This is a genomic window from Rhizobium lusitanum, from assembly GCF_014189535.1.
Taxonomy (GTDB): Bacteria; Pseudomonadota; Alphaproteobacteria; order Rhizobiales; family Rhizobiaceae; genus Rhizobium; species Rhizobium lusitanum_C.
In genome coordinates this window covers 1,819,358-1,841,675 of the sequence record NZ_CP050308.1, presented here as the reverse complement: position 1 = coordinate 1,841,675, position 22,318 = coordinate 1,819,358, and the positions used below count along the sequence as shown (strand labels likewise).

Genomic DNA, 22,318 nt, shown 5'->3' with positions numbered 1-22,318 from the left:
GAGAACGACCATGAACCCGACCAATCCGCGCTTCGGCTATGGCGCCGCTGCCGGCTCGCAGGCGCTCTTCGACGAAGGCCTGCGCAAGCACATGCTGCGCGTCTACAACTACATGGGCATCGGCCTTGTGTTGACCGGTATCGTCGCGATGATCGTCGGCACGACGCCGGCGCTCTACGTGCCGATCTTCCAGTCGCCGCTCAAGTGGGTCGTCATGCTGGCGCCGCTCGCCTTCGTGCTGTTCTTCTCGTTCCGCATCCAGACGATGTCGGCAAGCACCGCGCAGATGATGTTCTGGGCCTTCTGTGCCGTCATGGGCCTGTCGCTCGCATCGGTGTTCCTGGTCTTCACCGGCACCAGTATCGCGCGGACCTTCTTCATCGCGGCCACCATGTTCGGCGCGACCAGCCTCTACGGCTATACGACCAAGCGTGACCTTGCCAATATCGGCTCGTTCCTGATGATGGGCCTGTTTGGCGTGATCATCGCCAGCGTCGTCAATATTTTCTTGGGTTCGAGCGCGCTTCAGTTCGCCATCTCGATCATCGGCATCGTGGTCTTCGTCGGCCTGACTGCCTGGGATACGCAGAACATCAAGGAACAATATGCCGAGAATCACGATCAGGAGACCTCGCAGAAGCTCGCCGTCTTCGGCGCCCTGTCGCTTTACCTGAACTTCGTCAACATCTTCCAACTCCTCCTGAACTTCACGGGCGAGCGGGAATAGCACTGGACTTTTAGAGCTTGGGCATGATCTGAAAGTTACTCCACTCTTTCGTTTGATCGTGCTCCGGAAATGCGTCTCCCTGGGGGTTTGTGAGACGCATGACGCGCCTGCGGTATCTGCGCCGATACCGCAGGCGTATTTTATTTGGGGGTGGGGATTGGGGTGCTTGGTTAGCCCTGATCGCAATGATCCGTACGCGGAGGTGCGATGATGTGTGATCTGGGGCGTGGGTGGCGCCGTTAGAGCGTAGCGGCAGCTTCTGAGTTCACCGAGAGTTCGTCACCCCCTCTGTCACTGACGTGACATCTCCCCCACAAGGGGGAGATTGGTAACTCGCAGCGCCTTCTCGCCCTAAGCGAACATCGAGCCTGCTGAAATTGTCGTTTATTGTTTTGCGGGTAGCGAGCGGCAAGCTCCGAACGATCTCCCCCCTTGTGGGGGAGATGTCACGAAGTGACAGAGGGGGGTATCAGAGGCGCGGCATATTCAAAATTCGCGGTCCCTGACACCCACTCCTAAAAATATCAGCGACCTACCACTCCGCTACGCTGCCATCCTCATGACGCCAGATCGGGTTGCGCCAGCGATGGCCTTCCTTGGCGCGTTCGATGACGTAGGCTTCATCCACTTCGATGCCGAGGCCGGGGCCTTGCGGGATGCTGACGAAGCCGTCGGCATAGTGGAAGACTTCCTTGTTGGAGATGTAGTCGAGGATGTCGTTGCCCTTGTTGTAGTGGATGCCGAGGCTCTGTTCCTGGATGAAGGCATTGTAGCTGACGGCGTCGACCTGCAGGCAGGCGGCAAGCGCGATGGGGCCGAGCGGGCAATGCGGTGCCAGCGCCACGTCATAGGCTTCCGCCATGGCCGCGATCTTGCGGCATTCGGTGATGCCGCCGGCGTGGCTAAGGTCGGGCTGAAGAATGTCGACATAGCCGTCCGACAGGACCTGCTTGAAGTCCCAGCGCGAGAAGAGCCGCTCGCCCAGCGCAATCGGCGTCGAGCAATGATTGGCGATTTCTTTCAGTGCTTCGCGGTTTTCGGAGAGCACCGGCTCTTCGATGAACAGCAGCTTGTAGGGCTCCAGCTCCTTGGCGAGAACCTTGGCCATCGGGCGATGGACGCGGCCGTGGAAATCGACGCCGATGCCGATATGGGGGCCGATCGCCTCGCGGATGGTGGCGATGGTCTCGATCGCCTTTTCCACCTTGTCATAGGTGTCGACGATCTGCATTTCCTCGCAGCCGTTGAGCTTGATCGCCTTGAAGCCGCGGGCAACGACTTCCCTGGCGTTGTTGGCGACGTCTGAAGGACGGTCGCCGCCGATCCAGGAATAGACCTTGATCTTGTCGCGCACCTGGCCGCCGAGCAGCGAGTGGATCGGCTGACCCAGGGCCTTGCCCTTGATGTCCCACAGCGCCTGGTCGATGCCGGCGATGGCACTCATATGGACGGCGCCGCCGCGATAGAAGCCGCCGCGATACATGACATTCCAATGGTCTTCGATCAGGAAGGGGTCCTTGCCGATCAGATAGTCTTCCAGTTCGTGCACGGCCGCCTGTACGGTGAGCGCACGGCCTTCGACGACCGGTTCACCCCAGCCGACGATGCCTTCGTCAGTCTCGATCTTCAGGAACATCCAGCGCGGCGGCACGATATAGGTCGTCAGTTTGGTGATTTTCATGGGAATGCTTCCGTTTCGGCTCTTTGGTCACATCAGCGGCGGAAGGCCGCGGATCTCGGGGTTTCAGGTCCTGGTTTTCTCCGCTCGCCCCGTCGCTTTTCCGGCGGCAAGGTCGCGTGCGGCAAGGTCGAGCAAGCGGTGGGTGCAGTCGCGCGCAGCAGTGCCATTGCGCAGGCGCAGCGCCTCTACCAGCTCACCATGGACGGCGATCGCCTCGTCGCGGCTGTCAGCGGCGACATTCGAGGCGTGCAGCGCATATTTAAGGCCCGCATGGATGGCGCTGGACAGGCGACGGAACACTTGGTTGTGGCTGGCGCCCAAAAGTACCGTATGGAACATCACGTCGGCTTCAGTGAAGCGCTCCGGATCGTCACCGGACTCGCACATCTGTCGCCAGGCCCGATCGAGATCGGCAATCTCCTGGGCCGTGGCGCGCTCGGCGGCATATTCGGCCGCGACAGGCTCGATGGTGCGTCGCGCCTCGAGGATGCTGCCGAGAATATCGAATTCGGCAATATAAGGTCCCATCCATTCGAGCACGTCCTGATCGAGGATGTTCCAGTCGTCCTTGTCGCAGACGGTGGTGCCGATGCGGGGCTTGCCGCGCACCAGGCCTTTCGACTCCAGGATCTTCAGGGATTCGCGGATGACGGTGCGGCTGACGCCATAGAGCTCGCAGAGATCGTTTTCACGCGGCAGGGGCGAGCCGGAGGGATAGCGTTCAGAGCAGATGTCTTCGGCAATCGCCGCCGTCACGTTCCGACGTACGCGCGGGCGGCGTTCGGGCCGATCGACCAAGCCATGCTCTTGCCGTTCAAACGAATCCAACTATCTCTTCCCCGCTCCTCGCAGTGGAAATCACATTACTACAATCATCATACATTGGCAATTGTCTGGTATGATGATTTGGCCCGCGCGAATTGAGAGAGCCGCTGTGCCTTTTCGAGGCAGAGACACACTCATTGTTGCGGCGCTGTCGTCATCGGCGAATAGAACACTATATTGCGGATTGGGGCGGCCGAAAGGCGGTTTCCATCGGTCTTTGCCGGGAGGGCAGGGCCCCTTTTCCCAAGGCTTAATCAACGACAAGGAGGACGATATGCAGATCAATCGCACAGGTTCGGCCCAGTGGTCCGGCGGTCTGAAGGATGGCAAGGGCCAGATCTCGACCCAGAGCGGTGCGCTCAATCAATATCCTTACGGCTTCGCCAGCCGCTTCGAAGGCGTTGCGGGCACCAATCCGGAAGAGTTGATTGGTGCTGCCCATGCCGGCTGCTTCACCATGGCGCTGTCGCTGATCCTCAATGAGGCGGGTTTGACCGCCGAAAGCATGGAGACGACGGCCAAGGTCACGCTCGAAAGCGTCGAAGGCGGGTTTGCGATCAGCGCGATCCACCTGACGCTGACGGGCAAGGTTCCCGGTGCCGACGAGGCCAAGTTTACCGAACTCGCCAATAAGGCCAAGGCTGGTTGCCCGGTCTCCAAGGCGCTCGCTTCTGTGCCGATCTCGCTGGATGTTCGCCTGGCCTAAGTTCGGGATCTAATAATTCAACAGGCTCTCCGCAACGCGAAGAGCCTGTTGAATGCTGCCAGTGATGGCGAGGGTGACCTATATCAGCACACCAACGGGTATTGGTGGTCTTACGAGCCGGCTTCCGCTGCAAGGCGTCGTTTGACGATCAGGGCCAGCGGAACCGTGTAGAAGAAGTGCGACATAAAGCCGCCGATGACGACCATCGGATCGAAGTAGTTGGGATGATCCGTGGTGGCCACCATGATCGCCGCATGCATCACGATCCAGATCACGACCGCATAGAAGAGCGCCACGAAGGTCGCCTCATAACCGCGACGGCGGAAGTACGGCCATATATAGGCAAAGGCGATGCCCCAGGCGAAAACGAAAGAGAAATGGATTGCGGTGCCGAGAAAATAGGCCGTCAGTCCCAGGGATTCTTGCACGCCCTTGCCAAATACAAGGCCCGTGGCGTTGCGGGGAATGCCCGCCAGCGGCATCAGTTGCTGGATGCCAACCCAGACGATCGCCTCATATATCCAGATCAGGACACCGCCTGCGATGCCCCCGATCAAGCCGGCTTTTATGGTCGACCACAGGGCCGGTCTATCGGTGACATTCGTTCCCACGCCCGTATCTCGACGGACATCGCCATAATTGGTGCTCATGCCTGATTTCCTCCCAGTTCGTTCCGCGCTTGGTTCTCGCTCAACCGCGTCAATTGCGGATGCGCGCAGGCTCCTCCTCCAGAGGATTTCAAAGGGGAACGGGAAAGATTTATCGAGAGCCAGGCAAGGGCCGGTCACAACGGCAGCTGTTCATCAATTACGTAACTGACAGCGCTCTCGACATTTCGTCTCGCGATCCGGCTATTTATCGGATGAGTAGAGACGAAGGTGCGGTAGCGCCAATTCAAACAGCCGGCGGCTTCATAAGAATTGGCTATACCGCAGGGTCTGCAAGGCTGTGTGCGGCCCGGCCACGTTTCCTTGTCTTGAGGCGGGAAGACGTGGTTTCGCGCATAAATCTACAATCCCTCATTCCGGCGCCGAACTAGGCTTGTCGCGGAAATGTCCTGCGCGAGGGAGACCGTTCGCATGTCCGCACTGACCTTGGTTCACGTCATCATCAGCCTGATTGCCATCGTCGCCGGCATCATCGTCGCGCAGGGATTAATCACCGCCGACCGTCATGAACGATCGACACTCGTCTATATGGTCACGATCCTGCTGACGAGCCTGACCGGGTTTCTCTTTCCCTTCAACGGCGTGACGCCGGGCATCCTATTCGGCATCATCACGGTTCTGATTTTCATTCCGACTGCGCTCGCGCGCTATAGATTTCAAATGGCCGGTATCTGGCGGCTCGTCTTCGTCATTGGCAGCCTGGTCATGCACTACCTTAATTGCGTGGTGCTGATCGTTCAGTCCTTCCAGAAGATCCCTGCGCTGAATGCGCTGGTGCCACAGGGGAACGAGCCGCCGCTTCTGGTTGTTCAGGCAGTGCTGCTGATTGCATTCCTGATTGTCGGCTTGCTGAGCGTCCGTCGTTTCCGCCCCCATATTGTGGGTGCCTGACATCTGATCACCACCGCTATTTTAACCGCTTCGTCGTGGGCAAGGTTTCTTGACAGCTAAACGCTTTCGGTTTACGAGTGACGAAAATTGAAAATCGTCACTCGTAAACCGAAAGTAAGCCATGCTTGATCTTTCCGATGTCAGCGCCGATCCAGCGCGTCAGGAAAACATCACGAAAATCCTGGACTCAGCCGAAAGGCTGTTTCGCCACTACGGCTACGCCAAGACGACGGTCGCCGACATCGCGCGCGACCTCGGCATGTCCACAGCGAATATCTATCGTTTTTTTGCCTCCAAGACTGAAATTCGCCATGCGGTTTGCGGGCGGATGCTTGAGGCCAGCTACCAGATGGCGCTGGAAATCCGCCGTCGCCCGATCAGCGCTTCCGACCGGCTGCACGCCTATGTCTATGCGCAATACACGCGGACCTGCGAGACCATGCTCGATGAACAGACGGTGCATGAGATGGTGATCATCGCCATCGAGCACGATTGGCATGTCATCGAAAAGTTTATCGATCGCGTTCAGGATTTGATAGCCGAGATCATCGCCGAGGGTATCGCTGCCGGCGAATTTCTTGAACAGGACCCCTATGTTGCATCGAAATGCTTCGGCGCGGCGACGGTCAATCTCTGCCATCCGCAGATGGTGGCGCAATGTCTCGCCAAGCCTAATCGGGCCGAACCCGAAGACCTTATCGAATTCGCCATCAGGGCGCTGAAGAAATAGCAGTCCGCGTGCCGAATGATCGGCCGTGCTTGCATTCCGTTTGACTAAGGAGAGCGACATGCGTTCGCTGACGACCACCACGATACGATCCATAGCCGGCGCCGCACTCATTGCTGCTATTGGTCTCATGCTTTCCGGCTGCAACGAGAAGAAGGAAGAGGCCGCCGAGGTGGTCCGGCCGGTGAAGGTGGTCGAGATCGCGCAGGCGGATACAGTGCGCAAGCTCGACTATTCCGGCTCGGTCAAGGCGCGGACGGATATGAACCTCGGCTTCCGCGTCAGCGGCAAGATCATCGAGCGCAAGGTGGACATCGGTCAGAAGGTCAAGCCCGGCGACGTGCTCGCCCGCATCGATCCCACCGATTACGCCCTGGCGGTGCGTCGCTCGCAGGCGGATCTCGATTCGGCTGAAAAGCAGATGCAGACAACGGCGCTTGCCCGCAATCGCGCCCAGCAGCTCTTCGACAAGAGTGTCGGGTCGAAGTCTCAGCTCGAACAGGCTGAGCTTTCCTATGATCAGGCCGTCTCGACGCGGGATTCCGCCGTGTCGGCGCTGACGGAGGCGAAGAACCAGGTTGCTTATAGTGACCTCACGTCGGACATGAACGGCATCGTGACGACCGTCAATGCCGATGTCGGCCAGGTGGTGAGCTCCGGTACGCCCGTCATTACCGTCGCTGTCGACGGCGAGAAGGAAGTGCTGATTGCCGTGCCGGAAATGGATATCGCGCAATTCAAGGTCGGCAAGGGCGTCAAGGCGCGCTTCTGGTCCGACGACGCGCTGGTGCTCGATGGCAAGGTGCGCGAAGTCGCGGGCAGTGCCGATGCGCAGTCGCGTACCTTTGCGGTGCGTGTCAGCCTGCCGAGCGATCAACGCGTGCTGCTCGGCATGACTGCGACGATCGAGGCTGAGGCCGGCAATACCCAGCCCTACGTCTCCATTCCGCTGAGCGCGCTTGCCCAGAGGGACGGCCAGCAGATTGTCTGGCTGGTCGACCGCAGCGCCGGCACGGTGCATTCGCGCAACGTCAAGGTCGCCGACTTTGCCGATGACGGCGTGCGCGTCGCCGAGGGCCTGAAGGCCGGGGATGTCGTCGTTGCCGCTGGCACGCAGTTCATGACTGAGAATATGAAGGTCAAGGTACCGGATGCCCAGCAGGTATCGGCCGCGACCAATGGCAGTGCCGCTACGGCCGCTGCCGATATCGTGCGCTAAGCGGATCGAGGGCGAGACAATGACTATCAACAGCACCTCGGAAGAGAAGAAGCCTTTCAATCTGTCGCGTTGGGCGATTGCCCATCCGAGCATCGCGCGCTTCCTGTTCGCGCTGATTATCATCGCCGGAGCATTCGGGCTGACCCATATGGGCCAGAAGGAAGACCCGGATTTCACCTTCCGCGTCATGGTCGTGCAGACCGTCTGGCCTGGTGCCTCGCTGCAGGACATGGAAGACCAGGTGGTCAACAAGATCGAGCGCAAGCTGCAGGAAACGCCGCATCTCGATTGGGTCAAATCCTATACGCGCGCCGGCTTTGCCATCACCACCGTCCAGATCAAGGGTGACACCAACACCGCACAGGTGAAGGACGCCTTCTATCAGGTGCGCAAGAAGGTCGGCGACATCGCCAATACGCTGCCGGCCGGCCTGCAAGGCCCCTATTTCAACGATGAGTTCGGCGACACCTACATCACCCTGCATTCGATCAGTGGCAACGGCTATAGCTATCCCGAGCTGAAGAAATTCGCGATCCAGGCGCGCGACATGCTGCTCGCAACGCCAGGCGTCGAGAAGGCCGTGATCATCGGTGATCAGCCGGAGCAGATCTATATCGATGTCTCCTCCAAGGTGCTGGCCGAGCGCGGCTTGACGCTGACCGCTCTCCAGAACGCGATCGTTGGCCAGAACAATGTCGATCCGGCCGGTACCGTCGACACCAGCACGCGCTCGGTGCGCATCTCGGTCGAGGGTGACGTCAACAAGATCGAGGATATCAAGAACCTCCGGCTGACAGCCGGCGGCCAGGTGACGCGTCTCGGTGACATCGCCACGGTGAGCGCCGGGCTGCAGGATCCCTATACGGCCAAGTTCCTCTACAACGGTCACGAGAGCGTCCAGCTCGGTGTCGTCATGGCCAATGGCAACAAGGTGACCGATGTCGGCGCGGCGGTGGAAGAGACCTACAAGCGCTTCACGGCTTCGCTGCCGGTCGGCGTACAGGTCGATCAGGTTGCCAACCAGCCTGAGGTCGTGACCGACGCCATCAGCGAGTTCATGCATGCGCTCGGCGAGGCGCTGGTGATCGTGCTGATCGTCTCGTTCCTGTCGATCGGCTGGCGTTCCGGCCTGGTGATCGCCATCGCCATTCCGCTGGTGCTGGCGGCGACCTTCGCCATCATGTACGAGCTCGGCATCGACCTGCAGCGCATCTCGCTCGGCGCGCTCATCATTGCGCTTGGTCTTCTGGTCGACGACGCCATGATCGTCGTCGAACTGATGGAGCGCAAGCTGGAGGAGGGGCTCGCCAAGCTCGATGCGGCAAGCTTTGCCTACACCTCCACAGCCTTCCCGATGCTGACCGGCACGCTGATCACCACGGCCGGCTTCATTCCGGTTGGTTTCGCCGCCTCGACGGCGGGTGAATATGTCCGCACGCTCTTCTATGTCGTCGGCATCGCGCTGGTGATTTCTTGGTTCGTCGCGGTCTATTTCACGCCCTGGCTCGGCTATATGATCCTGAAGCAGCGCCACCATGTCGGCGAGCATCACGATGTCTTCGACACGCGTTTCTATCGCCGCCTGCGCTCCTCTGTTGCCTGGGCCGTGCGCCATCGCGTCATCGTGCTGCTTCTGACGCTTGCCGCCTTCGTCGGCAGCCTGTGGTCCTTCCAGTTCATCCCGCAGAACTTCTTCCCGCAATCCTCGCGTCCGGAAATCCTGGTCGATCTCTGGCTGCCGGAAGGCACCAGCATCAAGGAAGTCGAACGGCAGGCGCAGGCTCTGCAAGCACGCGTGGCCGACGATCCGGACAAGCGCTTCATCGCCACCTATGTCGGCCAGGGCGCGCCGCGCTTCTTCCTGCCGCTCGACCAGCAGCTCACCAATCCGAACTATGCCCAGATGCTGGTCATGGCAAACGACGAGCCCGCGCGTGAACGGCTGATCATCAAGCTGCGCGGCATTCTTGCCGCCGACTTCCCCACGGTCCGCGGCAAGGTCGACCGTCTGTTCCTCGGCCCGCCGACCGGCTGGCCAGTGCAGCTTCGCGTCATGGGTCCGGACCGGCAGGAAGTTCGCCATATTGCTGACGAGGTGAAGCAGCGCTTCATACAGAATCCGCTGCTCGGCGCCATCCATGACGACTGGCTCGAGCCTGTGCCGGCGATGAAGCTGGTGATCGATCAGGATCGTGCCCGCGCTCTCGGCGTCACCTCGCAGCGTATCCGCCAGATGCTGCAGGCCACCATGTCCGGCGCCACCCTCGACAACTATCGCGAGGGAGAGGAGACCGTCGGCATCGTCGTCAGGGAGCCGGCTGCCAGCCGTCATCTGCTGACCTCGGTCAACTCGATCTATATTCCGACCGATAGCGGTGGTTTCGTGCCGCTGTCGCAGGTCGCCAAGATCGAGCCCGTGATGGAGCAGGGCATCGAGTGGCGTCGCGACCGCCTGCCGACGATCACGGTCCGGGCGACATTGCCCGACAACGTGCAGTCGAACGATGTCACGGCCAAGCTCTATAATGACATGGCTGATCTCAGGAACAGCCTGCCTGCCGGCTACAAGATCGAGATCCAGGGCGGTGCCGAAGACAGCGCCGAAAGCCAGGCTTCGATCGCCGCCAAGGCGCCGATCATGCTGATCATCATCGTCGTGCTGCTGATGGCGCAGTTGCAGCATTTCGGCAAGGCGATGCTGGTGCTGTCCACCGGCCCGCTTGGCATCATCGGTGCGGCGGGCGCCCTCCTGATCAGCGGCGCGCCCTTCGGCTTCGTGGCGATCCTCGGCGTCATCGCGCTGCTCGGCATCATCATCCGCAACTCGATCATCCTCGTCGACCAGATCGACCAGGATATTGCGGTAGGGATGGACCGGAAGGAAGCGATCATCGGCGCGGCCGTGCGGCGTTTCCGGCCGATCGTGCTGACGGCGCTGACGGCGGTTCTGGCGCTGATCCCGATCTCGCGCGGCGTCTTCTGGGGGCCGCTCGCCTACTCCATGATGGGCGGCATCCTGGTTGCTACCGTGCTCACCATCTTCGTGCTGCCGGCGGGCTACGCGCTGTTCTTCGGCCGTGAGCCGAAGAAGAAATCGGCCGAGCCGACGGTCGAGCAGCCGCAGGAAAGCAACGACGCCGTGGACCATCTGCCGCCGGCCATGGCCGCCGAATAACAGGCACGGACAAAATGAAGAAAAGGGGTCTCGGTCTATGCCGAGGCTCCTTTTGATTCTTGCGGGATGGGTGCTTAGAGGATCGTCGGCTGGCCGTCGGCGATCTTCAGGACGGTCAGGGTTCCGCCCATGGACACGGCGGTGTCGATGCCGATGCGGCCGCTGCCGAAGGTCGGGCGCGGGCTCGGCGTATGGCCATGCACCACCAGCACCGGCAATTGCGGCCCCTGGGAGAGAAAGGGTTCGCGGATCCAGATCAGATCGTCATCGGTCTGCCCCGCCAGGGATATGTTCGGCTGAATGCCGGCATGGACGAAGATGATGGAGCCGACGGTGACGGCGACTGGCAGCGAGCGCAGCAATTTGACATGCGCCGGCGGGATGGCCCGCCGGGCGGCCTCGCCAAGCTCCTCGAGGCTCCGGCCTGCTTGCCCGAGCAGATAGTCCATGTCGACGCCATAGGAGGCGAGCGTCGGGCCTGAGCCATATTCCAGCCAGTCGCGGTTGCTATGTGGATCGTCGAGAAATTTCAAGAAGACGTCGTCGTGATTGCCGAGCAGACTGTAGCGATCGAAGCCCGTGGGTGGCGGATCGCACAAATGTTGCAACACATCGCTCGATCGCGGGCCGCGATCGACATAGTCGCCGAGGAACATCAGGAGCTTGCGGCCGGGAATTTTGGCGGCATCCGCGACGATGCGTTTCTCGGCCTCGATCAGTTCATCATGGCAGCCATGAATGTCGCTCAGCGCATAAATGGCTGTGTAATTCTGAGCCAAAAGATCGATGCGGGCACGCCGGAACTGTTCCATGGATTTCGCCATTTTGCCGCTGAATAGCCGATAAAATAGTCCCATCGTCGACATCCGCAAGCACCGGCGCGGCGGCGCAATATCTTTTGAAATAATTCAATAATTCCACCTACTTAGGGCGATGATGCGACGGTAATCCAACCGATGCTGCAGCGCAATATGCGTTGGTGGGCGAGGCCTTTGCGCGGTTAAGAAAGGGCAAGCGATAAATCCCGCTTGCGTCAATCTGACCGGAGCCATGGGGAGCGGTAGGCGCGGTGGAGCGTTTTGGGGCGGATGTGCTTCCCGCCGGCGGTGCGTGGCGGTCGAACGGCCTTGACGATCCCGCCGCCTTCTGCTCCCCATGGCTCCGGTCAGGGAGACAGGCATAAGAGGAGGTATTGCGCATGAAACATGTAAAATCGATCGGCCACGTCGCCGTCAGCGTCAAGGATATCGAGCGTTCGCTCGATTTCTACGTCAACAAGCTGGGCTTCGAGGAGATGTTCCGGCTGGAGCAGGATGATCGCCTCTGGATCGTCTATCTGCGCATCACCGATACGCAATATCTCGAGCTGTTTCCCGATGCCGTCGGCGACAGTGCGCCGCCGTTTGCCAATGTCGGCTTCAATCATCTCTGCCTTGAGGTCGATGATATCGACGGCGCGATTGCCGAGCTGACCAGCAAAGGCGTCGCGCTCACCTCCGAAAAGAAGCTCGGCGTTGATCATAACTACCAGGCCTGGATCGCCGATCCCGAAGGCAACCGCATCGAGCTGATGCAGCTCGGCGAGAAGGCCTTGCAGCTCCAGGCGATCGCGCGGCTGCGCAGAGAGCGGGTCTAAGGCGGATAGTTCGCAATCGTTGCGCGCTATCCGTGATAGGCCGCCTGCAGGCCGGCAATATCGAGCTTCACCATCTCCATGACCGCCTGCAGCACGCGGGCGGCCTTGGCCGGGTCGGGGTCGGCCAGCATCTGCATGACCACTTTCGGGACGATCTGCCAGGAGACGCCGTAGCGGTCCTTCAGCCAGCCGCATTGCTCGATGGCGCCGCCGGCGGAAAGCCCGTCCCAGAGCCGGTCCACCTCGGCCTGGTCGTCGCAATCCACCTCCAGCGAGATCGCATGGGTATAGTCGAAGCGTGTGCCGCCATTCAGCGCCATGAAGCGCTGGCCGGCAAGCGTGAAGCTCACCACCAGCACGCTGCCCTGCGGGCCGCCGGGTGTTTCGATGACGTTCTTCTGCACATGGTCGATGCGCGAGTCCGGAAACAGCGACACATAGAAATTGGCCGCTTCCTCGGCCTCGGTTGCGAACCACAGGCATGGGGCAATTTTGGACATGGGATGCTCCTCTCTTGGGTTGGAATGCTCCAAGGACGGATGGTGAGGGGCGAAGCCGACAGGGGAATGGAAAGTTTTTTGAGTTTGCCCGAAAGCGGCCAACGCCATGCGGTTAAACCCGGCCGCCGCGCGCGACTTCTCCCGGTATGATCATAAATCGACCACCGTCATGCTCTTTGCATTTACCAGCCGGTGCATATGCGAATATGCTTGGCGCCAGACGACAGGGCGATGCAGGGCCGTCGCTTCAAGGAGATGAGAGTGAGCTACGATTTCCATGTGGGCCAGAAGGTCGTCTGTATCGATGACAAGTTCAAGCATGTCAGCATCGACCAGCTGATCCGCAAGGGCACGATCTACACGATCCGCTGGGTCGGCGAATACTCGCACTATATCGACGGCAATTTCATCGGCGTGAAGCTGGAAGAGATCCACCGCGGCAACGACGACGGCCCCGAAGGCTACGGCGCCGCCGACATGCCCTACCGCGCCACCCGCTTCCGCCCGCTCGTCAAGGACAAGATCGCGACCCTGCGCAAGCTGCTGGCTCCGACGCCGGATGCGCCTGTGGAGCCGAAGGTGAAGGTTAAGAAGACGGAGAAGGTTTGATTTTTGGGGGATAGCTAAATGGATTTGGGAATATTGGGCCATAGCAGTATCGGCGCTGGGCAATAATAGTTATCCGTTGAAGCCGTAGTAACTAAGCAATGCTCTCTCTAGGAGAGTACCTCCAGCACCTAGACCCACGCTCCAGGCGCCCGATGCAGCCTTGCCCATCATCTTGCCAAGCCAGCCTTTGACACGAGGTCCAAAATTATCGTCCTGCGATAGTGTAGGCTCGTGTTTAAGATGCTCTTCGATTTCGTCGATATCGGTAGAGTCTACGCCGTTATTTTTAAGTATAGTTCTTAGTTCGTTGATATTTCCGGATATATTTATATTGGTAATTTCTGAATTGTTTGCTACTCCGATAAGGCTTGCGTTGCCGTTTATCGTTGTATTGAATATTTGAGAAACGTCTTTTCTTACCTCATCGCTAGTCATGTTTAGCCCGTTTATTTCTCCTGCTATGGGGTATTTTTGCCATAGTCTCAAAGAGAATTCCAGTACTCTTGTTCTGACTGCGTCGAGAATGCCAATAACAGCCATTGTTGGAACTTCGGCCCAAAATGAAGCGGGATAGTAGTACTTATTGTAGATCTTGCCGTGCAGAAGAAGTGCTACGTTATCCATATTAAGATAAAGTACACCGTATTTTCTGGTTTCTTCCGAATCGTCAATTGTCCCAATGCTTTGTCGGGCGTGATGCATCGAAATGCCGGGATCTTTAGTAATTGTTTCGACTATATGTTGTGGAATCGGAGCGTTTTTAATCGCTGCTCCGAGTGGGCCTGCAAAAGTTGCCTTAAAAGCAATTGAAATACGCCGATAGTCCGGAACTTCGGTATTGTCCGGGTATCCGTTTAGCTCATGTTTCACCCATTCCTCTAGAAGGTTGCTGTCGATGCGACCGGCGAGAAGAAGACATTTTCGCAACAATGATGAAACGGAGATGGCATCATTAACCGCTTCCGATTGGATTTCTAGCAACAAGCTCATTTCTCAGAATCTCTCGTGCCGGGGTGTGCGTTGTTGATTCAGTTTATCAGCATGATGTACATAAGACTCTTAGCATAAGTGTGCTTATGTGCAACCTAAGGCCGTGCAGTTTGTGATTCACGCGGACAATTATGGGATGAAAAGTCGTGGAATTCATTGCTGTTAAGAAGTATCGTTTGGAGATGCGCTCGCTGGAAGACGATCCCTATCCAGCTATAAGCGCTAAATCGAAGTTCATAACTAGGGAGTTGATCAAGAAGATTGAGCGGCGTTTTCCGACAAGGATAAAGAACGATGGCTCCGAGTCACGAGACGCGTTGGATTAGGTCTTAGAGACTTCTTTGCAATCCTCAGTGAAACTTATGGGCTCAAAGAGGCCCGATAGCAAAATTTCACCAAAGACTATAAAGATTCTGAAATAAACATTCAGCCAAGAAGAAAACTGGTGCTGCTAGAGAGATTTGAACTCTCGGCCTCTCCCTTACCAAGGGAGTGCTCTACCCCTGAGCTATAGCAGCAAACCGTGGCGCGTCTGGCGCGCCGTATTGGGCGAGGCGGCTATTGCCATAGGTCGGGGCTGAGTGCAAGCCGCAAATTTCAACTTCTGTGAAAGATCGCGGGAAAAAATGCGTCGGCCTTTTGAAGTGCGGGGATTTCGGCTATGGGAAGCGCATGGGTGTGGATAAGACGAAAAATGGTGATGAGGCGATCTCGCAAGGCGGTTTGACGGCCGGCGAGGCGGAAGAGCGCGTGGTCGGCAAGCCGGTCACCCAGGCGGATCGGCGGCGGGAGCGGGCGGCGCAGAAGCTGCGCGAAAATCTCGGTCGTCGAAAGCAGCAGGTGAGGGCGCGCCGCGCAGGCCAGGCGGACGAGACCGATGGGCTGCCGGCCGCAAATACCGCGCCGGAGAAGATCGCCGCCGCAAAAATGGACGAATCGTAATGATTCATGTCGCCCATCATCAAACAGCTATCAAACGAATTGAAGCTTTAATCTATTTCGTCTAAAGAGCGCCTTCTCCCAGGCGGACGGAACTTCAGGAAAGGCGGGCTCGGCCCGTAGTTTATATATGGATCGTATCAGGATTGTCGGCGGCAACGAGCTTAACGGTATCATTCCGATCTCCGGCGCCAAGAATGCCGCCCTGCCGCTGATGATCGCGTCGCTGCTGACCAGCGATACGCTGACGCTCGAAAACGTGCCGCATCTGGCCGATGTCGAGCTGCTACAGCGCATTCTCGGCAATCACGGCGTCGACGTCGCCGTTAACGGCCGGCGCGAGCGCCAGGAAGACGCCTATTCCCGCACCATCCATTTCACCTGCCGCACCATCGTCGACACGACCGCGCCCTACGAGCTGGTGGCCAAGATGCGCGCCAGCTTCTGGGTCATCGGGCCGCTGCTTGCCCGCGAAGGCCAGGCGCGCGTGTCGCTGCCCGGCGGCTGCGCCATTGGCACGCGTCCGGTCGATCTGTTCATCGAGGGCCTGACGGCGCTTGGCGCCAACATGGAAATCGATGGCGGCTATATCAACGCCACCGCGCCCAAGGGCGGCCTGATCGGTGCGCGCTATGACTTCCCGAAGGTTTCGGTTGGCGCGACGCATGTGCTGATGATGGCGGCGACCCTTGCCCGCGGCACGACGATCATCGGCAATGCTGCCCGCGAGCCTGAAGTCGTCGATCTTGCCAACTGCCTGATCGCCATGGGCGCCAAGATCACCGGCGCCGGCACCAGCACGATCACCATCGAAGGCGTCACCTCGCTCTCCGGCGCGCGTCACCGCGTCCTGCCGGATCGCATCGAGACCGGCACCTATGCCATGGCCGTTGCCATGGCCGGCGGCGACGTCACGCTGGAAAACACCGACATGGTGCTGCTCGATACGGCGCTGGACAGCCTGCGCCGCGCCGGTGCCGATATCTCGGCGACCAATAACGGCATCCGCGTCAGGCGCAACGGCGGCGGCATCCAGCCGGTCGACGTCGTCACCGATCCCTTCCCGGGCTTCCCGACCGACCTGCAGGCGCAGTTCATGGCGCTGATGACGCGTTCGACCGGCACCTCGCATATCACCGAGACCATCTTCGAAAACCGTTTCATGCATGTGCAGGAACTCGCCCGCCTCGGCGCAAAAATCTCGCTCTCCGGCCAGACGGCCAAGATCGAGGGCGTCGAGCGGCTGAAGGGCGCGCCGGTCATGGCGACCGACCTTCGCGCTTCGGTATCGCTTGTTATCGCCGGCCTTGCCGCCGAGGGCGAAACGCTGGTGTCGCGCATTTATCATCTCGATCGTGGCTTCGAGCGGCTGGAAGACAAGCTGACGCGTTGCGGCGCGATCGTCGAGCGTATCAGCGACTAATTCCCGCTATTGCCCGTGAACAGACCGGAGAAGCCCGTTTTCTCCGGTTGCGTCTTTCCCGCACGCATCCTATCTCATCACGAGGAAGTGCCGCTATCGGCAATTCCGGGGCGATCAGGGATATCAGACGAATGACCAATCTCAAGCTACTGGCACTCGACACCGAAGACTTAGGCATTGTTTCCGCGCATATGCAGGACAGCGTCTTCAAGGTCGGCGACATGTCCTATGCGCCAAAGCTTAGGCAATTTTCGCTGACCGCCAACCGGTTCGTCTGGGAACTCTCGGATCGGAAGAGCAAGACGTTCGAGCGTCATCGCGCCGCGCTGGTGTTCAAGCGGGTGCTGGCGGTGCGCTCCAGCGGCGTCGATCGTCGCCGGCGCGACGAGGTGCTGTCGCTGCTCGCCATCCGCTTCGACCAGAAGGGCGACGGGCCTGATGGCACCATCGAGCTGACGCTCGCCGGCAAGGCCACCATCGCGCTTGATGTCGAATGTATCGAAGTTCAGCTTGCGGATATTGGCGGCGCGTGGGAAACGGCTAATAAGCCCAGTCATCCGGACGACGCCGGCTAAGCCGGGCGAGGGACAAGTTTCGGCCGCTGGCGGCGGCTTCGATGTAAAAGGATTATCAGCGTGGCTATCTGGCTGGATCAGGCGTCGGAAGGGTTCGAGGAGCAGTTCGCCGCTTTTCTCACGACCAAGCGGGAAGTGTCCGAGGACGTGAATGTCGTCGTGCGCGCCATCATCGACGATGTCAGGGCGCGCGGCGACGCGGCTCTATCAGACTATTCCAAGAAATTCGAAGGCATCGATTTCGCCACGACGCCGATGCGCGTCACCGAAGCGGAGATCGACGCGGCGGTTGCCGCCGTCCCCGCCGAAGTGCTGGGCGCGCTCAAGGTCGCGGCCACCCGCATCGAATCGCATCACCGCCGGCAATTGCCGAAGGACGATATCTACGAGGACGATCTTGGCGTCGGCCTCGGTTCGCGCTGGACGGCGATCGAGGCCGTCGGTCTCTACGTGCCCGGCGGCACGGCAAGCTATCCAAGCTCTGTGCTGATGAATGCCGTGCCGGCCAAGGTTGCCGGCGTCGAGCGCGTCGTCATCACGGTGCCGACCATGGGCGGCACGATCAATCCGGCGGTGCTGGCGGCTGCCCGCATGGCCGGCGTCGAGGAGATCTATCGTATCGGTGGCGCGCAGGCGATTGCAGCTCTTGCCTATGGCACGGAGACGATTGCCCCGGTCTACAAGATCACTGGCCCCGGCAATGCCTATGTCGCCGCCGCCAAGCGGCATGTGTTCGGCACCGTCGGCATCGACATGATCGCCGGCCCCTCCGAAGTGCTTGTTATCGCCGACAAGCACAATGATCCGGACTGGCTTGCCGCCGATCTCCTGGCGCAGGCCGAGCATGACGAAGGCGCGCAGTCGATCCTGATCACCGATGACGCCGAGTTCGGCAAGGCTGTCGAAGGCGCTGTCGAGCGGCAGCTGAAGCGGCTTAGCCGTGCGAAGACGGCGGCAGCGAGCTGGCGAGATTTCGGCGCCATCATTCTGGTCTCTGATCTGAGGCAGGCCGTTCCGCTTGCCAATCGCATTGCCGCCGAACATGTCGAGCTCGCGGTCGACGATCCCGATACGCTGCTCGCAGGCATCCGCAATGCCGGCGCCATCTTCGTCGGCCGTCATACGCCGGAAGTGATCGGCGATTATGTTGGCGGCTCCAATCATGTGCTACCGACGGCCCGCTCCGCCCGTTTTTCGTCCGGCCTGTCGGTGCTCGATTTCGTCAAGCGCACGTCGATCCTGCGGCTCGGGCCGGAGCAACTGCGCGCGCTTGGCCCGGCAGCGATCGCGCTGGCGGAAGCAGAAGGGCTCGATGCTCATGCGCGGTCGGTTGCGATCCGCCTCAATCTCGAGGGGTAAGGCATGGTTGATGGCGTCTTCCGGCTGAGCGATGTGGTCCTGGACGACACGATCGGCCGTTCGACGCCTGATGTCGAGCATGAGCGCGCCGTCGCCATTTTCGACCTGATCGAGGAAAACAGCTTTGAGCCTGCGGGACATGCCGGCGGACCCTATCTGCTGAACCTGTCGCTGGTCGACCAGAAGCTGGTTTTCGATATTCGGACCGAAGAGGGAGCGGCCGTTGCCGCCCATATCCTGTCGCTGACGCCGTTTCGCCGGATCGTGAAGGATTATTTCATGATCTGCGAGAGCTATTACGAGGCGATCCGCTCGGCCACCCCTAGCCGCATTGAGGCGATCGACATGGGTCGCCGCGGTATCCACAATGAGGGGTCGCGGACGCTGATGGAGCGGCTGCAGGGCAAGATCACTGTGGATTTCGACACGGCGCGGCGGCTCTTCACCCTCGTCTGCGTGCTCTATTGGCGCGGGTGACGGCGATGGAGCAGGTAGAGGCCATCGACCATAGCGTAAAGGCGCCGGGCGCCATCCTCTTCATGTGCGGGCTGAACACCATCCGCTCGCCGATGGCGGAAGTCATTGCGCGTGGGATGCTGCCGCAGGGGATCTACATCGCTTCGGCAGGCGTGCGTGCCGGCGAACGCAATCCCTTCGTCGATGTCGTGCTCGACGAGATCGGTCTTTCGCTCGGGCGCCGGCAGCCGCAGACGCTGGAGGATCTGGAGGATGATTTCTTCGATCTCATCATCACACTCTCCCCCGAGGCGCATCATGCGGCGCTGGAGCTGACGCGGGCCAACGCCATCGACGTCATCTATTGGCCGACCATGGATCCCTCGGCGATCGGCGACACGCGCGAGCAGATCCTGAGTGCTTACCGCGATGTGCGGGACTATCTTCAGGGCCTGATCGAAAGCAGGCTGGTGGAACATCGCGGCTCCCTTTAGGGTGCCGCGTGAAACAAATGCAGAAACCCTTGTCAACGTGGTTCACAAAACCGCGGCGATTGTGTAGTTTCCGCCCAAATTTCCGGCGACCCCGCATTTTGCCACGGGCGCCGGCCACAACCCTACAGGAAAAGAAGCTTTAATGCCGAAAGAAGAAGTCCTAGAATTTCCGGGTGTCGTCACCGAATTGCTGCCGAACGCGACCTTCCGCGTGAAGCTGGAAAACGAGCACGAGATCATCGCCCACACTGCTGGCCGCATGCGCAAGAACCGCATCCGCGTTCTCGCCGGCGACAAGGTGCTGGTGGAAATGACCCCTTACGACCTGACCAAGGGCCGCATCACCTACCGTTTCAAGTAGTCGCAGCTCGTTTTCGAGCCGGCTGTCCGTCTCCCGCCTGATAGGTCGAGGTTTTATGGCGCTGAAACACAAGCTGATACTGGCCTCCGGATCGCCGCGCCGCGTCGACCTCCTGCATCAGGCAGGGATAGAAGCGGCGCGCCTGATGCCCATGGATATCGATGAGGCTCCGAAGAAGTCGGAGCATCCGCGATCGCTGGCGCGCAGGCTTTCGACCGAAAAGGCCGAGGCGGCGTTTGCCGCGTTGAAGAGCGATGTCGCCTGGCAGGGAAGCTATATCCTTGCCGCCGACACGGTCGTGGCCGTCGGCCGCCGGATTCTCCCGAAGGCGGAGTTCGTCGACGAGGCGTCTTCGGCGCTGCACCTGCTCTCCGGCCGCAGCCATGTCGTCTATACCGGCGTCTGCCTGGTCACGCCCGACCGCAAGCTGCGCCAGAAGGTCATCGAGACCAAGGTTCGCTTCAAGCGGCTGTCGGCCAGGGACATCGACATGTACCTCGCCTCCGGCCAATGGCGCGGCAAGGCGGGTGCCTATGGCATCCAGGGGCTCGCGGGCTCCTTCGTGCAGAAGCTGATCGGCTCCTACACCAATGTCGTCGGATTGCCACTTTATGAAACCATGCTGCTTCTGGCGGGCGAGGGGTTCGACGTTCATGCCACCTGGCAGGAAGGGTGACCGTCATGGCAGATGATGATAAAATCAAGGTTGGCGCAAAGATCGAGCCGCTGCGCAAGACACGGCCTTGCGTGGAATGCGGCCGGCCTTCGGTGCGCGAGCACTACCCCTTCTGCTCGGATCGCTGTCGCTCGGCCGATCTGTCCCGATGGCTCAACGGCTCCTATGCCATTCCCGTTGCCGAGGACGAGACCAAGGCGGACTATCCCGACGAGGAATAGTCCCGTCACCATTTCGATGTTCGGTCCGGCGAAGCCATTCATTTTGTTCGTAAATTGCCAAAAATCTATTTCCTGTCAAAAAAGAGTCATTTGCGGCTAGACATGGACGAACAAGATGCTATAACCCCGCTCGCTTCCGGGGTGAACCAACCGCCCAGGGCCTTCCAAGGCCCTCTGATTTACGCGAAGCACGGATGCCCAGATAGCTCAGTTGGTAGAGCAGCGGATTGAAAATCCGCGTGTCGCTGGTTCGATTCCGGCTCTGGGCACCACTTTAAGCCATTGCTGTGCTTATATTTTTCCATATTCGCATTCTTTCTTAAATAGTCGCGTTTGACAGATTTATTTGCCGAGTTTGACAACTTCTGTTTTTCGTCTGCTCACTTCTTGCTCGAAGTCGGCGACGCCGCCTTTCATTTTCCGTGTCCTGTTGGCTCGCTTGGAATAGCGCCGCGCCATCACCTCGGTTTCCTGCCCGAGCATGTGCGCTATGGTCCGATCGTTGTAGCCAAGTTCGGCGAGGATGGAGGCGACGGTATGTCGCAAGCCCTTCAGCGTCAGGCCTGGTTGGATAATTCCCTGCTCCAGATACTTGTCCTTCAACTTGTCCCAGTTCGAAGAAAAACCGCTATAGGTCCATGGCTTGCCTCGACTGTTGGCGCAAAGCGTGATGGCGTCATGTTTCGGTGCAGCCTCCATAATTTCGACAAGCGGGGAGGGAAGCGGTATCCATACCGGAACGCCTGTCTTGCCGCGGCGCGTATCAACCATGCCGTCCTTGGCAGCGTTGCGCGGCAGCTTCACCGCATCGTTTGGGTCAAGGCCGTAATACATCATCAGCGCCATTGGTAGCTTCATATGAGCGGGCAGGGCGATCATGACTGCTTCGCGCTCCGCATCCTGCCACGGTCGATTCGCATCTGGCATACTCTTCGGTCGGGGAATGGCGGGGATCTCTGCGGCTGGGTTGTCCTTGATATAGCCGCGCAGTCGGCCCCACTTGAAGAGAACCGACAGAACGGTAACGACATAGTTTGCCGATTTGCGCTTGAGCTTCACGAAGGCCTTGTCGCGGATTTTCACTATGCGTGCCTGCGTAAACCAGACCAATGGCGTGTCTTCAATTGCCTGAAGATAGTTGAAGACACGCTGATAGTCGGCACGGGTACGCGGCGACTTGCCGATTTCACCGTCGATGAAGTCGGGGCTGGCACGATATTTCTTGATCAGCATGCCAAGCGTGCCGGGCTTCGCCGCCTGCTCTGTATGAAGCTGGTTGAGGCGATGCACCTCCATGTCAAAAGCGAGACTATAGACCTCGAATTTCTGGCAATCGATCTTCTCGCCTGTTTTGCGGTGATAGGGGCGTGAGCGGACTGGCAGCACCAACCGCTTTGATGTTGAACGGTCCGACGATTCACGTCAAGTGAGTTAGTCTCTACGTCTGGTGTTGCCGCGAA

24 protein-coding genes and 2 tRNA genes are annotated in these 22,318 nt (G+C 59.5%); 18 read left to right on the top strand and 8 right to left on the bottom strand.

The features are described 5' to 3' along the window. Positions 1-10: 10 nt before the first annotated feature. A complete protein-coding gene (locus tag HB780_RS22640; protein WP_183696829.1) occupies positions 11-727 on the top strand; it encodes a Bax inhibitor-1/YccA family protein in 717 nt (238 codons plus the stop codon). Between the two features lie 532 nt (positions 728-1,259). Here HB780_RS22640 and dgoD read toward each other — a convergent pair. Both dgoD and HB780_RS22630 read right to left on the bottom strand, forming a co-directional pair. Further along, a complete protein-coding gene (gene dgoD / locus HB780_RS22635; protein WP_183696825.1) occupies positions 1,260-2,408 on the bottom strand; it encodes a galactonate dehydratase in 1,149 nt (382 codons plus the stop codon). A gap of 63 nt (positions 2,409-2,471) precedes the next feature. Then, a complete protein-coding gene (locus HB780_RS22630; RefSeq protein WP_183696822.1) occupies positions 2,472-3,236 on the bottom strand; it encodes a FadR/GntR family transcriptional regulator in 765 nt (254 codons plus the stop codon). A 271-nt stretch (positions 3,237-3,507) separates the two neighbouring features. On the opposite strand from HB780_RS22630, the gene HB780_RS22625 reads away from it, so the two are divergent. Next, positions 3,508-3,939: an OsmC family protein gene (locus tag HB780_RS22625; protein WP_047457359.1), complete on the top strand. Its 432-nt coding sequence runs from the start codon at positions 3,508-3,510 to the stop codon at positions 3,937-3,939. Positions 3,940-4,049: 110 nt separating this feature from the next. Here HB780_RS22625 and HB780_RS22620 read toward each other — a convergent pair whose 3' ends face one another. Then, positions 4,050-4,589, bottom strand: a complete 540-nt coding sequence (locus HB780_RS22620; RefSeq protein ID WP_183696818.1) for a hypothetical protein — start codon at positions 4,587-4,589, stop codon at positions 4,050-4,052. A 429-nt stretch (positions 4,590-5,018) separates the two neighbouring features. On the opposite strand from HB780_RS22620, the gene HB780_RS22615 reads away from it, so the two are divergent. The 4 genes from HB780_RS22615 to HB780_RS22600 all read left to right on the top strand — a co-directional run bounded on the left by HB780_RS22615 (position 5,019) and on the right by HB780_RS22600 (position 10,619). Further along, the gene (locus HB780_RS22615; RefSeq protein ID WP_183696815.1) at positions 5,019-5,498 is read left to right on the top strand and encodes a hypothetical protein; all 480 of its coding nucleotides are present in this window, start codon (positions 5,019-5,021) and stop codon (positions 5,496-5,498) included. Between the two features lie 121 nt (positions 5,499-5,619). Beyond that, positions 5,620-6,228: a TetR/AcrR family transcriptional regulator gene (locus HB780_RS22610; protein WP_183696812.1), complete on the top strand. Its 609-nt coding sequence runs from the start codon at positions 5,620-5,622 to the stop codon at positions 6,226-6,228. A 58-nt stretch (positions 6,229-6,286) separates the two neighbouring features. Beyond that, positions 6,287-7,444, top strand: coding sequence for an efflux RND transporter periplasmic adaptor subunit (locus HB780_RS22605; protein WP_183696809.1), 1,158 nt, complete (start codon positions 6,287-6,289; stop codon positions 7,442-7,444). Between the two features lie 19 nt (positions 7,445-7,463). After that, on the top strand, positions 7,464-10,619 hold the full coding sequence (locus HB780_RS22600; RefSeq protein WP_183696807.1) for an efflux RND transporter permease subunit: 3,156 nt from the start codon (positions 7,464-7,466) through the stop codon (positions 10,617-10,619). Positions 10,620-10,693: 74 nt separating this feature from the next. Here HB780_RS22600 and HB780_RS22595 read toward each other — a convergent pair whose 3' ends face one another. Further along, entirely contained in the window at positions 10,694-11,476 is a 783-nt protein-coding gene (locus HB780_RS22595) for a metallophosphoesterase family protein (protein ID WP_286203169.1), read from the bottom strand. A 341-nt stretch (positions 11,477-11,817) separates the two neighbouring features. Here HB780_RS22595 and HB780_RS22590 point away from each other — a divergent pair, with 341 nt between their 5' ends. Continuing rightward, positions 11,818-12,255 carry a VOC family protein gene (locus HB780_RS22590; protein ID WP_183696804.1) on the top strand — a complete coding sequence of 146 codons (438 nt, stop codon included), beginning with the start codon at positions 11,818-11,820 and terminating at the stop codon, positions 12,253-12,255. A gap of 26 nt (positions 12,256-12,281) precedes the next feature. Here the strand turns inward: HB780_RS22590 and HB780_RS22585 are convergent, their stop codons facing one another. Continuing rightward, on the bottom strand, positions 12,282-12,755 hold the full coding sequence (locus tag HB780_RS22585; RefSeq protein ID WP_183696801.1) for a VOC family protein: 474 nt from the start codon (positions 12,753-12,755) through the stop codon (positions 12,282-12,284). Positions 12,756-13,016: 261 nt separating this feature from the next. On the opposite strand from HB780_RS22585, the gene HB780_RS22580 reads away from it, so the two are divergent. Further along, positions 13,017-13,364 (top strand): CAP-Gly domain protein, encoded by a 348-nt coding sequence (locus HB780_RS22580; RefSeq protein ID WP_174052397.1) that lies wholly within the window; start codon positions 13,017-13,019, stop codon positions 13,362-13,364. A 69-nt stretch (positions 13,365-13,433) separates the two neighbouring features. Here the strand turns inward: HB780_RS22580 and HB780_RS22575 are convergent, their stop codons facing one another. Further along, positions 13,434-14,354 (bottom strand): AbiTii domain-containing protein, encoded by a 921-nt coding sequence (locus HB780_RS22575; RefSeq protein ID WP_183696799.1) that lies wholly within the window; start codon positions 14,352-14,354, stop codon positions 13,434-13,436. A gap of 443 nt (positions 14,355-14,797) precedes the next feature. After that, positions 14,798-14,872 (bottom strand) — tRNA-Thr (locus HB780_RS22570). 154 nt (positions 14,873-15,026) lie between these two features. Here HB780_RS22570 and HB780_RS22565 point away from each other — a divergent pair. From HB780_RS22565 to HB780_RS22520, 10 genes are all read left to right on the top strand, one after another. Beyond that, on the top strand, positions 15,027-15,296 hold the full coding sequence (locus HB780_RS22565) for a hypothetical protein (protein ID WP_286203168.1): 270 nt from the start codon (positions 15,027-15,029) through the stop codon (positions 15,294-15,296). Between the two features lie 127 nt (positions 15,297-15,423). Next, on the top strand, positions 15,424-16,716 hold the full coding sequence (gene murA, locus HB780_RS22560; RefSeq protein WP_183696796.1) for a UDP-N-acetylglucosamine 1-carboxyvinyltransferase: 1,293 nt from the start codon (positions 15,424-15,426) through the stop codon (positions 16,714-16,716). 131 nt (positions 16,717-16,847) lie between these two features. Next, on the top strand, positions 16,848-17,291 hold the full coding sequence (locus HB780_RS22555) for a DUF2948 family protein (protein WP_183696793.1): 444 nt from the start codon (positions 16,848-16,850) through the stop codon (positions 17,289-17,291). Between the two features lie 60 nt (positions 17,292-17,351). Continuing rightward, positions 17,352-18,650 carry a histidinol dehydrogenase gene (gene hisD / locus HB780_RS22550; protein WP_183696789.1) on the top strand — a complete coding sequence of 433 codons (1,299 nt, stop codon included), beginning with the start codon at positions 17,352-17,354 and terminating at the stop codon, positions 18,648-18,650. 3 nt (positions 18,651-18,653) lie between these two features. After that, a complete protein-coding gene (locus HB780_RS22545) occupies positions 18,654-19,127 on the top strand; it encodes a UPF0262 family protein (protein ID WP_183696786.1) in 474 nt (157 codons plus the stop codon). Between the two features lie 5 nt (positions 19,128-19,132). Further along, entirely contained in the window at positions 19,133-19,600 is a 468-nt protein-coding gene (locus HB780_RS22540) for an arsenate-mycothiol transferase ArsC (protein ID WP_183696783.1), read from the top strand. A 142-nt stretch (positions 19,601-19,742) separates the two neighbouring features. Beyond that, a complete protein-coding gene (gene infA, locus HB780_RS22535; protein ID WP_004117876.1) occupies positions 19,743-19,961 on the top strand; it encodes a translation initiation factor IF-1 in 219 nt (72 codons plus the stop codon). 55 nt (positions 19,962-20,016) lie between these two features. Beyond that, positions 20,017-20,637 carry a Maf-like protein gene (locus tag HB780_RS22530; protein WP_183696780.1) on the top strand — a complete coding sequence of 207 codons (621 nt, stop codon included), beginning with the start codon at positions 20,017-20,019 and terminating at the stop codon, positions 20,635-20,637. A gap of 5 nt (positions 20,638-20,642) precedes the next feature. Next, positions 20,643-20,858, top strand: coding sequence for a DNA gyrase inhibitor YacG (yacG, locus tag HB780_RS22525; RefSeq protein WP_183696777.1), 216 nt, complete (start codon positions 20,643-20,645; stop codon positions 20,856-20,858). 196 nt (positions 20,859-21,054) lie between these two features. Further along, positions 21,055-21,130: transfer RNA gene (locus tag HB780_RS22520), tRNA-Phe, on the top strand. A gap of 70 nt (positions 21,131-21,200) precedes the next feature. Here HB780_RS22520 and HB780_RS22515 read toward each other — a convergent pair. Next, on the bottom strand, positions 21,201-22,154 hold the full coding sequence (locus HB780_RS22515; RefSeq protein WP_183696775.1) for a tyrosine-type recombinase/integrase: 954 nt from the start codon (positions 22,152-22,154) through the stop codon (positions 21,201-21,203). Between the last annotated feature and the right edge of the window lie 164 nt (positions 22,155-22,318).